The sequence below is a fragment of the Klebsiella sp. PCX genome, from assembly GCF_021869705.1.
Taxonomy (GTDB): Bacteria; Pseudomonadota; Gammaproteobacteria; order Enterobacterales; family Enterobacteriaceae; genus Klebsiella; species Klebsiella quasipneumoniae.
The window spans coordinates 3621657-3635120 of record NZ_CP091527.1; the positions used below are offsets into that span (position 1 = coordinate 3621657).

The window sequence follows — 13464 nt, forward strand, 5'->3', positions numbered from 1 at the left end:
GCTGCGCTTATGATGATTGCGCGGCATCAAGCCGCGTGATTATTTCTTCCGATGAAGAAATCAGCACTCGATCAAATTTTCATTTTTTTTTCTGTTTTATTGACTTCTTCTCCAGGCCTTATGCGACGTGGACTTGCGGATTATTACCCTTCCGCAACCTCAATTTAACGTCAAAATCAACCCTTGTACTCAAAAGATTCCTTACTAAAATACTCACCATATAGCGTTCCTTTTATCGACAACCCCCTACATATAGTATTTATCCACAGAGTTAGTCACAACGGCCTTCTGTGGATAAACGGGGGATATTTTCTTTCACGGACAGGTAAAATCCACATGAATCAGAGTCTGCTGGTGACAAAGCGCGACGGGACCACCGAGCGCATCAATCTCGACAAAATCCATCGCGTACTGGATTGGGCGGCAGAAGGACTGAATAACGTTTCGATTTCCCAGGTAGAGCTGCGCTCGCATATCCAGTTCTATGACGGCATTAAAACCGCGGACATCCACGAAACCATTATTAAAGCCGCTGCGGACCTGATCTCCCGCGAGGCGCCGGATTACCAGTACCTCGCCGCACGTCTGGCGATCTTCCACTTGCGTAAAAAAGCCTTCGGCCAGTTTGAGCCGCCGGCGCTTTACGATCACGTGGTGAAGATGGTCGAGAAGGGTAAATACGATCATCATCTGCTGGAAGACTACACGGAAGAAGAGTTCCAGCAGATGGACGGTTTCCTCGACCACTGGCGCGATATGAACTTCTCCTACGCTGCCGTGAAGCAGCTGGAAGGCAAGTATCTGGTACAGAACCGCGTCACCGGCGAAATTTATGAGAGCGCGCAGTTCCTTTATATTCTGGTGGCTGCCTGCCTGTTCTCTAACTACCCGCGCGAAACGCGTCTGGACTACATCAAGCGTTTCTACGACGCGGTGTCGACCTTTAAAATCTCGCTGCCGACGCCGATCATGTCCGGCGTGCGTACCCCGACCCGTCAGTTCAGCTCCTGCGTGCTGATCGAGTGCGGCGACAGCCTGGATTCCATCAATGCCACCTCCAGCGCGATTGTGAAATACGTTTCCCAGCGCGCCGGCATCGGCATCAACGCCGGCCGCATTCGCGCGCTGGGCAGCCCGATCCGCGGCGGCGAAGCCTTCCACACCGGCTGCATTCCGTTCTACAAACATTTCCAGACCGCGGTGAAATCCTGCTCGCAGGGCGGCGTTCGCGGCGGCGCGGCGACCCTCTTCTACCCAATGTGGCATCTGGAAGTGGAAAGCCTGTTGGTGCTGAAAAACAACCGCGGTACCGACGCCAACCGCGTTCGTCACATGGACTACGGGGTGCAGATCAATAAGCTGATGTACACCCGTCTGCTGAAGGGCGGCGACATTACCCTGTTCAGCCCTTCCGACGTCCCGGGCCTGTATGACGCCTTCTTCGCCGATCAGGACGAGTTTGAGCGCCTGTACACCCAGTACGAGCAGGACGACAGCATTCGCAAGCAGCGCATTAAAGCGGTTGAGCTGTTCTCGCTGATGATGCAGGAGCGCGCCTCCACCGGCCGCATCTACATCCAGAACGTCGACCACTGCAACACCCACAGCCCGTTCGATCCGGTGGTCGCCCCGGTGCGCCAGTCTAACCTGTGCCTGGAGATCGCTCTGCCGACTAAACCGCTGGAAGACGTCAACGACGAAAACGGCGAAATCGCGCTGTGCACCCTGTCGGCCTTCAACCTCGGGGCTATCGACAGCCTCGACGAGCTGGAAGAGCTGGCGGTGCTGGCGGTGCGTGCCCTGGACGCGCTGCTCGACTATCAGGATTACCCCATCCCGGCCGCCAAACGCGGCGCAATGGGCCGCCGTACGCTGGGCATCGGCGTGATCAACTTCGCTTACTATCTGGCGAAGCATGGCAAACGCTACTCCGACGGCAGCGCCAACAACCTGACCCACAAAACGTTCGAAGCGATTCAGTACTACCTGCTGAAGGCCTCCAACGAGCTGGCTATCGAACAGGGCGCCTGCCCGTGGTTCAACGAAACCACCTATGCGCAGGGTATCCTGCCGATCGATACCTACAAAAAAGACCTGGACAGCATCGTCAGCGAATCCCTGCACTACGACTGGGAAGCGCTTCGCGAGTCCATTAAAACCCACGGCCTGCGCAACTCTACGCTCTCCGCGCTGATGCCGTCCGAGACCTCGTCGCAGATCTCCAACGCCACCAATGGCATCGAGCCGCCGCGCGGTCACGTGAGTATCAAAGCCTCGAAGGATGGGATCCTGCGCCAGGTGGTGCCGGACTACGAAAACCTGCAGAACGCCTACGAGCTGCTGTGGGAAATGCCGAACAACGACGGCTACCTGCAGCTGGTGGGTATCATGCAGAAGTTTATCGACCAGTCGATCTCTGCGAATACCAACTACGATCCGACGCGCTTCCCGTCCGGAAAAGTGCCGATGCAGCAGTTGCTGAAAGACCTGCTCAACGCCTATAAATTCGGCGTCAAAACGCTGTACTATCACAACACCCGTGATGGCGCTGAAGACGCTCAGGATGACCTGGCCCCGTCCATTCAGGACGACGGCTGCGAAAGCGGCGCTTGTAAGATCTAAGGTATTTTTGCCGGGTGGCGCTACGCTTACCCGGCCTACGATTTTGTAGGCCCGGCCAACCCATTCCCGCCGGGCAATACAGTTCAACAGGACTCACTTCAATGGCATACACCACTTTTTCACAGACGAAAAACGATCAGTTGCTTGAGCCAATGTTTTTTGGCCAGCCGGTTAACGTGGCCCGCTACGATCAGCAAAAATACGACATCTTTGAAAAGCTGATTGAAAAGCAGCTCTCCTTCTTCTGGCGCCCGGAAGAGGTTGACGTTTCCCGCGATCGCATCGACTACCAGGCGCTGCCGGAACATGAAAAACACATTTTCATCAGCAACCTGAAGTACCAGACGCTGCTCGACTCCATCCAGGGCCGCAGCCCGAACGTCGCTCTGCTGCCGCTGATCTCCATCCCGGAGCTGGAGACCTGGGTGGAAACCTGGGCCTTCTCTGAGACCATTCACTCGCGCTCGTACACCCATATCATCCGCAACATCGTCAACGATCCGGCGACCGTGTTCGACGATATCGTCACCAACGAGCAGATCCAGAAGCGTGCCGAGGGGATCTCCCACTATTACGATTCGCTGATCGAAATGACCAGCTACTGGCACCTGCTGGGCGAAGGCACCCACACCGTCAACGGCAAGACCGTGACCGTCAATCTGCGCGAGCTGAAAAAGAAACTCTATCTGTGCCTGATGAGCGTTAACGCCCTGGAAGCGATCCGCTTCTACGTCAGCTTCGCCTGCTCCTTCGCTTTCGCCGAGCGCAAACTGATGGAAGGCAACGCCAAAATTATCCGCCTGATCGCCCGCGATGAAGCGCTGCACCTGACCGGCACTCAGCATATGCTGAACCTGCTGCGCTCCGGCAGCGACGATCCGGAAATGGCGGAAATCGCCGAAGAGTGCAAACAGGAGTGCTATGATCTGTTCGTGCTGGCGGCCCAGCAGGAGAAAGAGTGGGCGGACTACCTGTTCCGCGACGGCTCGATGATTGGCCTGAACAAAGATATTCTCTGCCAGTACGTCGAGTACATCACCAATATCCGCATGCAGGCGGTGGGCCTTGATCTGCCGTTCCAGACCCGCTCCAACCCGATCCCGTGGATCAACACCTGGCTGGTCTCCGACAACGTTCAGGTCGCGCCGCAGGAAGTGGAAGTCAGCTCTTATCTCGTCGGCCAGATCGATTCTGAAGTCGACGCTGACGATCTGAGCAACTTCCAGCTGTAATGAAGCGGATCTTCTTGAAAATCTCTGACACTCGCCTTGAGTGTCAGGATGAACACCCTTCCCTGTTGGCTGCTCTTGAATCGCATAATATCGACGTCGAGTATCAATGCCGCGCAGGCTATTGCGGCTCCTGCCGCACCCGTCTGGTCTCCGGCCAGGTTGACTGGCTGACCGAGCCGCTGGCCTTTATCCAGCCGGGCGAGATTTTGCCCTGCTGCTGCCGGGCGAAAGGCGATATTGAGATCGAGATGTAGTCTTGTCAGGTGGCGCTACACTTACCTGAGCTACTGTTCCAGGACCGGCCGTTTACGTACTGCCGCCCTGGGCTGCTGAAACTGACGGTGTTGACGGCCTCAAAATCGCTGAGACGTTCCCGGAAGGCCGGGGCAGCCCGCATGGATGCGGGCTGAGGGCCGTGTTTTGCTTGGATGCTGCCTCGGCCCGATCCGAAGCCTGCAGGGATAAGTCGAAGGGACCGCGCAGCGGCGATTTTGCTGGCCGGAGCCCGGGGGTACAGGGGGAGGCGGCGACTGGCCTCCCCCTGTGCACTCCCTGCGCTATGAAAGGCATAACGCAGAAGAAATATCGGGAGCGCAATCTTCCAGGAAATATCATAGAACAAACGTTATTCCCGGGTCGAAATCGTTGCACGCCGAGAACCGTGTCAACAAAACCGCAGTTCGTACGCCGGGTAAGGCGCAACCGCCACCCGGCTTTTTAGCGTTTCGCGTCCAGGAACTGCACCGCTTTATCCGGGAAATCGGTAAACAAGCCGTCGACGCCCGCCTGGTTATACAGCAGGTCATAGAGCTGATTAACGTTAGTCGCGTACTCCGGCAACTGATCCGCGCGCACGGTGTACGGATGCACCTGCAGATGGCTGGCGTGCGCCTCTTTCACCATCGCCGTCAACTTCACCGCCCCCGGCTTTGAGCCTTCCGCCACCAGCATATGGTAATCCGGACCAATGCCGTCGGCGTATTGTGCAATCTGCGCCATGGCCCCCGGCTTGAACATCCAGTCATAGCTGTAGTTCACCCATTGGCCATCGGCCTGTTTCTGCTGGGTTTCATTCCAGTCGGTATAGGCGATGAGCTGCACCAGATTAAGATCCATGCCCATCTTCGGCTCCAGCTCATTTTTAATGCGCTTCAGCTCGTTGGCGTCAAAGCACTGCAGATAGACCTTATCCTGCTTGCTGGTGTAGCCATACTCTTTCAGCACTTTCAGGGTGCTGGCAGCAATATCTTTGCCTTCCTGATGGTGGAACCACGGCGCTTTGATTTCCGGGTAAATACCGATGTTTTTGCCGGTGGAATGATTCAGCCCCTGGACAAACTCAATCTCCTCTTCAAAGGTATGAATGCGGAAATCGGATTTGCCCATCGGGAAACGCCCGGGGTAGGTTTGCACGTTCTTGCCATCTTTCGGCTCAAAGCCTTCGGTAAACTTCAGCGACTTAATCTCGGCCAGGGTAAAGTCGATGGCGTAGAAACGGCCATCTTGACGCGCCCGCTGCGGGAAGCGCTGAGCGACGTCGGTCACCCGGTCGAGATAATGGTCGTGCAACACCACCAGCCGGTCGTCTTTGGTCATCACCAGGTCTTGCTCAAGGTAATCCGCCCCCTGCGCGTAGGCCATCGCTTTCGCCGGCAGGGTATGTTCGGGCAGATAACCGCTGGCGCCCCGGTGGGCGATAACCATTTTATCCGCCGCTGTCGCGCTGAAGCACAGCGCCGAACTGGCCAACATCATGCCGCTCATTAGCGCGGTGAGTTTCATGTTCATCGCCGCTCCTTAGGCTTGTTTCAGCTGTTGATGATGGCGGCGTTCACCGAGCATCACGATAACCAGCAGGACGACCGCCAGCACACTGCCGCCGATCATTACCATAAAGCCGCCGTCCCAGCCGAAGAAATCGACGGTGTAGCCGACGATGGCGCTCGCGGCCACGGAGCCGCCGAGATAACCGAACAGACCGGTGAAGCCTGCCGCGGTACCGGCAGCTTTCTTCGGCGCCAGCTCCAGCGCATGCAGACCAATCAGCATCACCGGGCCGTAGATCAGGAAGCCGATAATAATCATACAGGCCATATCGACGCCCGGGTTACCCGGCGGGTTCAGCCAGTACACGACGGTGGCGATGGTGACCAGGGTCATAAAGAATACGCCGGTGGCGCCGCGGTTGCCTTTAAACACTTTATCCGACATCCAACCGCACAGCAGGGTGCCCGGGATCCCCGCGTACTCGTACAGGAAGTAGGCCCAGGAGGATTTATCCAGCGCGAAGTGCTTCACCTCTTTCAGGTAGGTCGGCGACCAGTCGAGAATGCCGTAGCGCAGCAGATAAACGAAGACGTTGGCGACCGCGATGTACCACAGCAGCTTGTTCGGCAGAATGTACTGCATAAAGATCTGCTTCGCCGTCAGCTCTTGTTCATGCTCTTCGCTGTAATCGTCCGGGTAGTCATTTTTATATTCTTCGATTGGCGGCAGGCCGCAGGATTGCGGAGTATCGCGCATCATCGCAAAGGCGAAAATCGCCAGCAGGATAGCGGCGAACGCCGGCATATAGAGCGCCGCGTGCCAGTCGTTAAACCAGGCCATACCCAACAGGAACAACAGCGGCGGGATCCCGCCGCCGACGTTATGCGCGCAGTTCCACACTGAAACAATTCCGCCACGCTCTTTCTGCGACCACCAGTGGACCATGGTACGGCCGCACGGCGGCCAGCCCATCCCCTGGAACCAGCCGCAGAGGAACAGCAGCACGAACATGATCATGATGCTCGAGGTGGCCCACGGTACGAAGCCCATCACCAGCATCACCAGCGCGGCGAGGATCAGCCCCGCCGGCAGGAAAATGCGCGGATTCGAACGGTCAGAGACCGATCCCATGATGAATTTCGAAAATCCGTAGGCAATGGAGATGCCGGAAAGGGCGAAACCGAGGTCGCCGCGGGAGAAACCCTGCTCGATAAGATAGGGCATCGCCAGGGCAAAGTTCTTACGAACCAGATAGTAAGCGGCATAACCAAAGAAGATGCCGATAAAAATCTGCCAGCGTAACCGACGATAGAGCGGGTCGATCTCCGCGGCTGGCAAACGCGCTTTATGCGCGGCGGGTTTAAAAATACTTAACATATCAGCCTCCGTGGCCCTTGCTGTTTTTTACTAACGTCACGACAACAATCCCAGATTAATCACTAACTTCGAATCTGGCCGCGATGGTAGGCAATACGTAGAGCTGATACTGTGAAACATCGCACAATTTGTTACATAAATATGACAAAAGGTTCCAATGTGAGCACGAAATCACATAACACGCTCAAATAACGCGCGAATATGCTCGAAATCAAACAATAACCTTATAGACTGTGGCTAAATGGTGTTAAACGAAAGCAAAGGAGCTGAAGATGACGGGACGTCTGGATAGCGAGGTTATTATCATCGGCGGCGGAGCAACCGGCGCCGGTATCGCCCGCGATTGCGCCCGGCGCGGATTACGCACACTGCTCATTGAGCGTCATGATATCGCCACCGGGGCCACCGGCCGTAATCATGGACTGCTGCACAGCGGCGCCCGCTATGCGGTGACTGACAACGAATCCGCCCGCGAATGCATCAGTGAGAACCGCATCCTGCGCCGCATCGCCCGTCACTGTATCGAACCAGCCGGCGGTCTGTTCATAACCCTGCCTGAAGACGATCTGGCATATCAGCAGACCTTTATCGCCGCCTGCCAGCAGGCTGGCATAGAGGCCACGCCGCTCTCTGCGCAGGAGGCGCTGCGCCGCGAGCCCGCCGTCAACCCGGCGCTGCTGGGGGCGGTGCAGGTTCCGGACGGCACCATTGACCCGTTTCGCCTCACCGCGGCCAATATGCTCGACGCCCGCGAACACGGCGCGCAGATCCTCACCGGCTGCGAAGTCACTGGCCTGCTGCGCCAGGGCGATCGCGTCTGCGGCGTCCAGGTATACGACAGTCAGCTTCACCAGGCCCGCACGCTGTACGCCGGGGTAGTGGTTAATGCCGCCGGGATCTGGGGGCAGCGCATTGCGGAATATGCCGACCTGCGCATCACCATGTTCCCGGCGAAGGGATCGCTGTTGATCCTCGACCACCGGATTAACAACCTGGTGATCAACCGCTGCCGTAAGCCGGCCGATGCCGATATTCTGGTGCCTGGGGATACCATCTCGCTGATTGGCACCACCTCGATGCATATTCCTTATGATGAAATTGACGACAACCGGGTCACGACCGCGGAAGTCGATACCCTGCTGCGCGAAGGCGAAAAGCTGGCGCCGGTCATGGGCCACACCCGGATCCTCCGCGCCTACTCCGGCGTCCGCCCGCTGGTGGCCAGCGACAACGATCCCAGCGGACGCAGCGTCAGCCGCGGCATCGTCCTGCTCGACCATGCTCAGCGTGACGGCATGGAAGGCTTCATTACCATCACCGGCGGCAAGCTGATGACCTATCGCCTGATGGCCGAGTGGGCCACCGACGCCGTCTGTCGTAAGCTGGGCAACACCACCCCCTGTACCACGGCCGAGAGCCCGCTGCCCGGCTCACAGGAGCCGACGGAAAGCACCCTGCGAAAAATTATCTCCCTGCCTGGCCCGCTGCGCGGCTCTGCCGTCTACCGCCATGGCGATCGCACTCCGGCCTGGCTTGGCGACAGCCGCCAGCACCGTAGCCTGGTCTGCGAATGCGAAGCCGTCACCGCTGGTGAAGTGAAATACGCGGTGGAAAATCTGGCGGTTAACACCCTGCTCGACCTGCGCCGCCGTACCCGGATTGGCATGGGGACCTGCCAGGGGGAACTCTGCGCCTGCCGCGCCGCCGGGCTGCTGCAGCGCTTTAACGTCACCACCCCCGCGCAGTCGTTGGCCCAGCTGTCGGCGTTTCTCAATGAACGCTGGAAGGGCGTGCAGCCCATCGCCTGGGGCGACGCGCTGCGCGAAAGCGAATTCACCCGCTGGGTCTACCTCGGCCTGTGCGGACTGCCACAGGAGCATCAGGATGAAATTTGACTGCGCGATTATCGGCGGCGGACTGGCCGGTCTGCTGTGCGGCCTGACGCTGAATCAGTCCGGCCTGCGCAGCGTTATCATCAGCCGCGGGCAAAGCGCGCTGCATTTTTCCTCCGCGTCGTTAGATCTGCTCTCGGCGCTGCCGAACGGCGATAACGTCACTGACCTCGCGCAAGGTCTGCAGCAGCTCGCTGAACTGCTTCCTGAGCACCCTTATTCCCGGCTCGGGGCCGGGGCGGTGCTCGAATACGCTAAACAGACTGAAGCCCTGCTGACCACCTGCGGGGCGGTGATGCAGGGCGACGCGCACCACCCGCACCGGCGAGTAACGCCGCTGGGGACGCTGCGCGCGGCGTGGCTATCGCCGCAGGAGGTGCCTGTCGCGCCACTCCCCCGACAAGGGGTCTGCCTGGTGGGGATCAGCGGCTTTGCCGATTTTCAGCCGCATCTCGCCGCCGCCGCGCTCGGGCAAACCGGCGTTACCGCCGTGGCGGCGGAAATCGAGTTACCGCTGCTGGATGTGTTGCGTGACAACCCCACCGAATTTCGCGCCGCCAATATCGCCCGCCTCCTCGACGATGAAAACCACTGGCCTGCCCTGCACGCGGCGCTGCTGCCGCTGGCGCAGCAGCATGAGCTGCTGATCATGCCCGCCTGCTTTGGTCTCGCCGACGATCGCCTGTACCACTGGCTGCAGGCGCGCCTGCCCTGCCCGCTGCGTCTGCTGCCAACGCTGCCGCCTTCGGTTCCCGGGATGCGCCTGCACAGTCTGCTGCAGCGGCAGTTTATTCGCGGCGGCGGCACCTGGCTTGCCGGCGATGAAGTGGTGAACATCAGCCATCGACAGGGCGCCGTCGAGGCCGTCTGGACGCGAAATCACGGCGATATTGCGCTGCGTCCGCGTTTTACCGTGCTGGCCAGCGGCAGCTTTTTCAGTAACGGTCTTGTCGCCACGCGGGAGAGCGTGCGCGAACCCATTCTTGGTCTCGATCTGCAACAGACCCTGCCGCGCGACGACTGGTACCAGCGGGACTTCTTTGCCTCCCAGCCGTGGCAGCGCTTCGGGGTGAAAACCGATGCCCTGCTGCGTCCCCTGCTGAGCGGGCAGCCGTTCAGCAATCTGTTCGCCATCGGTTCGCTGCTCGGCGGGTTCGATGCCATTCAGCTCGGCTGCGGCGGCGGGGTCTGTGCCGTCACCGCGCTGCACGCCGCCAGACAGATCCACGCCCTTGCCGGAGGCCGGCCATGAACGATACCCATTTTGAAAGCTGCATTAAGTGCACGGTCTGTACCACCACCTGTCCGGTAAGCCGGGTCAATCCGCGTTATCCCGGGCCGAAACAGGCGGGGCCGGATGGCGAACGCCTCCGCCTGAAGGATGGCGCGCTGTACGATGAGGCGCTCAAGTACTGCATCAACTGCAAGCGCTGTGAGGTGGCCTGCCCGTCGGATGTGAAAATTGGCGATATCATTCAACGCGCCCGGGCACAGTACGGCCAGCAAAAGCCGACCCTGCGCGACGCCATCCTCAGCCATACCGACCTGATGGGCACCCTTTCCACCCCCTTTGCCCCACTGGTTAATGCCACCACCGGCTTAAAACCGGTACGCCGCCTGCTCGACGCAGCGCTCCATATCGATCATCGCCGCACGCTGCCGAAATATGGCTTCGGTACCTTCCGCCGCGCTTACCGCCAGCTCGCGGCCCACCAGACGCAGTACCCTGAGCAGGTGGCCTTCTTTCATGGTTGCTACGTCAACTATAACCACCCGCAGCTGGGCAAGGACCTGATTCGCGTCGTCAATGCGCTGGGCACCGGCGTGCAGTTGTTATCAAGGGAAAAATGCTGCGGCGTGCCGCTGATCGCCAACGGCTTTTTTGACAAAGCACGTAAGCAGGCGCTGAGCAACGTCGCCGCGATGCGGGAAAACGCGCTGCCGATCATTGCCACCTCTTCGACCTGCACCTTTACCCTGCGCGATGAATACCCTCACCTCCTGGATGTTGACAACAGCGACCTCCGCGACCGGGTGGAACTGGCCACTCGCTGGATCTGGAAACAACTGGATAGTGGCAAAACGCTGCCGCTGCGCCGGCTGCCGCTGAAGGTGGTCTATCACACCCCGTGCCATATGGAGAAAATGGGCTGGTCGCTGTATACCCTCGAACTGCTACGGCTGATCCCCGGCCTGCAGCTGGAGGTGCTGGATTCCCAGTGCTGCGGCATCGCCGGCACCTACGGGTTTAAGACTGAGAATTACGCGGTATCCCAGGCTATCGGCGCCCCGCTGTTCCGTCAGATTGAGGAGAGCGGAGCCGACATCGTCGTCACCGACTGCGAGACCTGCAAATGGCAGATAGAAATGTCCACCAGCAAACGCTGCGAACATCCGCTGACGGTGCTGGCGCAGGCGCTCGCCTGAGTCCGGCGCCAGCCTGCGCCGTCAATAGCTCGCTTTCCCCTGCGGCTGAGCGCTGGCGGATTTAAACATCGCCAGCCGGCGGTCCAGCGCCTCGGTGTAGAGCATGGTATCGACCCCGACGGCGACGAAATTGGCCCCCCAGGCGAGACATTTTTCCGCCATCGCCGGGTCGACCGCCAGAAATCCGGCCGCTTTTCCCGCCGTGCGAATGCGCCGGATGCTCTGCTCAATCACCCGCTGCACGTCAGGATGGCCGGCATCGTCCGGGTGCCCCAGCGAAGCGGAGAGATCCGCCGGACCGATAAATACGCCGTCAATGCCCTCCACCTCGAGGATAGCGTCCAGATTTTCCAGCGCGGTTCGGCTCTCTACCTGAATCAGCAGACAGAGTTCGTCATTCGCCTCCGCCATATAATTCTCCACTCTGCCCCAGCGTGCCGCCCGGGCCACGCCGGCGCCCACGCCGCGGCTACCGACGGGAGGATAACGGGTTGCCGAGACGACTTCCCGCGCCTGCTCGGCGGTATCGACCATCGGCACCAGCAACGTTCTGGCGCCAATATCCAGCACCTGTTTTATCAGGCTGCGGCTGCCCTCCACCGGTCGGATCACCGGCTGACTGGCATAGGGAGCGATGGCCTGGAGCTGATGATAAAGGTCCTGAATGGTGTTCGGGGCATGCTCGCCGTCGATCAGCAGCCAGTCATATCCTGAGGTGGCGGCAATCTCCGCCATATAGGAGGAGGTCGAGCTCAGCCACAGGCCAATTTGCGTCTCACCGCGTAATAATCCACGTTTGAAGGGGTTAGATAACAGTGCGTTCATAGCGATTCCTTTAATCAATGCTGTACGCTGCCGCGCTGAGGAACCGCGCGGGTGAGGCTTAATGAGAAGATGATGATCACCCCGACGATGGCCACGCCGGCCAGGGTTAACAGTCCGGCGGCGCTGCTGGCGAACAGCGTTTCGGCCTGCACGCGAACGATCGGCGCCAGAAAGCCGCCAATGGCGCCAAACAGGTTAACGAAGCCAATCCCGGCGGCCAGCGCCGTGCCGGAGAGCAGCTGCGTCGGCATCGTCCAGAAGACCGGCTGCACGGCAATCACCCCAACCGCCGCCACGCACAGCGCGATGATAGCCAGCACCGGCGCCACCAGCCCGGAAACCGCAATCCCGACCGCTGCCGCCAGCAGCGTCAGCGCGGCAATATTGCGCCGCTCGCCGGTGCGATCGGAGTAGCGAGGGATAAGCCAGGTGCCGAACAGCGCCGCCACCCATGGGATAGCCGTCACCACCGACGCAATGAAGCCGACTTTGGTGCCCAACAGCGCGGCGACCTGAGTAGGCAGGAAGAAAATCAGGCCATAGACCGCCACCTGAATGGTCATGTAAATCAGCGCCAGCTGCCAGACCCGCCCGTTACGCAGCGCATCGGACAGGCGCGAGGTGACCTTTTTCTCCTCCTCTCGCGCCAGCTCGCCGATCAGCGCCTGTTTCTCCGCAGCGCTCAGGAAGCGGGCATGCTGCGGCGAATCGTCCAGCCAGAAGAAGGTGAACGCTCCCGCGGCGACAGCAAGCAGGCCTTCAATCACAAACATCCAGAACCAGCCGGGATGGCCCATAAACCCATGCATCTCCAGCAGTGCGCCGGATAAAGGCGAACCGAGCGTCAGCGCCAGCGGCGCCCCCATATAAAAAAGCCCCATAATGCTGGCGCGGTTTTGCTGGGGAAACCACTGTGAAGTGAGGTAGATCATGCCGGGGAAGAAGCCCGCCTCCGCCGCGCCCAGCAGGGTGCGTACCAGCAGGAATTTCGCTTCCGTATCCGCCCACGCCATCGCCGCCGACAGCACGCCCCACAGCAGCGTGGTGCAGCCGATCCATTTTCTGGCGCCGAATTTGCGCATCAGCAGGTTGGCCGGTACCCCGAGAAAGGCATAGACCACAAAGAAAATCCCCGCCCCCAGCGCATAGGCTTCGTTGCTGAGGCCCGTATCCAGCTGGTAGGTCTCTTTGGCGAAACCGATATTCGAACGGTCAAGAAACGCCAGCACGTACAGCGCCAGCATAAAGGGGATTAAGCGGGCGCGGTTTTTCTTCACCACGCTCTCCAGCAGAGTGTTGCTCATCATAATATCCTCAGGCGT

General features: G+C 59.5%; 10 protein-coding genes. 6 read left to right on the forward strand and 4 right to left on the reverse strand.

Going from position 1 to position 13464, the window contains the following annotated elements:
* The first annotated feature begins 336 nt into the window (after positions 1-336).
* The 3 genes from nrdA (at position 337) to yfaE (ending at position 4108) form a co-directional block, all read left to right on the forward strand.
* Positions 337-2622, forward strand: coding sequence for a class 1a ribonucleoside-diphosphate reductase subunit alpha (nrdA, locus tag GQR96_RS17170; RefSeq protein ID WP_043520274.1), 2286 nt, complete (start codon positions 337-339; stop codon positions 2620-2622).
* 101 nt (positions 2623-2723) lie between these two features.
* The gene (gene nrdB, locus GQR96_RS17175; RefSeq protein WP_004140835.1) at positions 2724-3854 is read left to right on the forward strand and encodes a class Ia ribonucleoside-diphosphate reductase subunit beta; all 1131 of its coding nucleotides are present in this window, start codon (positions 2724-2726) and stop codon (positions 3852-3854) included.
* Positions 3854-4108 carry a class I ribonucleotide reductase maintenance protein YfaE gene (yfaE, locus tag GQR96_RS17180; protein ID WP_004201692.1) on the forward strand — a complete coding sequence of 85 codons (255 nt, stop codon included), beginning with the start codon at positions 3854-3856 and terminating at the stop codon, positions 4106-4108. Before nrdB ends, yfaE begins: the two co-directional genes overlap by 1 nt.
* Positions 4109-4571: 463 nt before the next feature.
* On the opposite strand, the gene glpQ is transcribed toward yfaE, so the two are convergent.
* Entirely contained in the window at positions 4572-5642 is a 1071-nt protein-coding gene (gene glpQ / locus GQR96_RS17185) for a glycerophosphodiester phosphodiesterase (protein WP_064178367.1), read from the reverse strand.
* 9 nt (positions 5643-5651) lie between these two features.
* A complete protein-coding gene (gene glpT / locus GQR96_RS17190) occupies positions 5652-6998 on the reverse strand; it encodes a glycerol-3-phosphate transporter (RefSeq protein WP_065903300.1) in 1347 nt (448 codons plus the stop codon).
* 272 nt (positions 6999-7270) lie between these two features.
* Here glpT and glpA point away from each other — a divergent pair, with 272 nt between their 5' ends.
* The 3 genes from glpA to glpC are packed head-to-tail and all read left to right on the forward strand — an operon-like array spanning position 7271 to position 11317.
* Positions 7271-8893: an anaerobic glycerol-3-phosphate dehydrogenase subunit A gene (glpA, locus tag GQR96_RS17195; RefSeq protein ID WP_040181368.1), complete on the forward strand. Its 1623-nt coding sequence runs from the start codon at positions 7271-7273 to the stop codon at positions 8891-8893.
* The gene (glpB, locus tag GQR96_RS17200; protein ID WP_049092580.1) at positions 8883-10142 is read left to right on the forward strand and encodes a glycerol-3-phosphate dehydrogenase subunit GlpB; all 1260 of its coding nucleotides are present in this window, start codon (positions 8883-8885) and stop codon (positions 10140-10142) included. The genes glpA and glpB overlap by 11 nt, the downstream gene beginning before the upstream one ends.
* A complete protein-coding gene (gene glpC, locus GQR96_RS17205; protein ID WP_043520268.1) occupies positions 10139-11317 on the forward strand; it encodes an anaerobic glycerol-3-phosphate dehydrogenase subunit GlpC in 1179 nt (392 codons plus the stop codon). The genes glpB and glpC overlap by 4 nt, the downstream gene beginning before the upstream one ends.
* A gap of 21 nt (positions 11318-11338) precedes the next feature.
* Here the strand turns inward: glpC and yfaU are convergent, their stop codons facing one another.
* Together yfaU and GQR96_RS17215 are read right to left on the reverse strand one after the other, a co-directional pair.
* On the reverse strand, positions 11339-12142 hold the full coding sequence (yfaU, locus tag GQR96_RS17210; protein ID WP_048325201.1) for a 2-keto-3-deoxy-L-rhamnonate aldolase: 804 nt from the start codon (positions 12140-12142) through the stop codon (positions 11339-11341).
* Between the two features lie 14 nt (positions 12143-12156).
* A complete protein-coding gene (locus GQR96_RS17215; RefSeq protein ID WP_004201705.1) occupies positions 12157-13446 on the reverse strand; it encodes an MFS transporter in 1290 nt (429 codons plus the stop codon).
* Positions 13447-13464 lie beyond the last annotated feature (18 nt).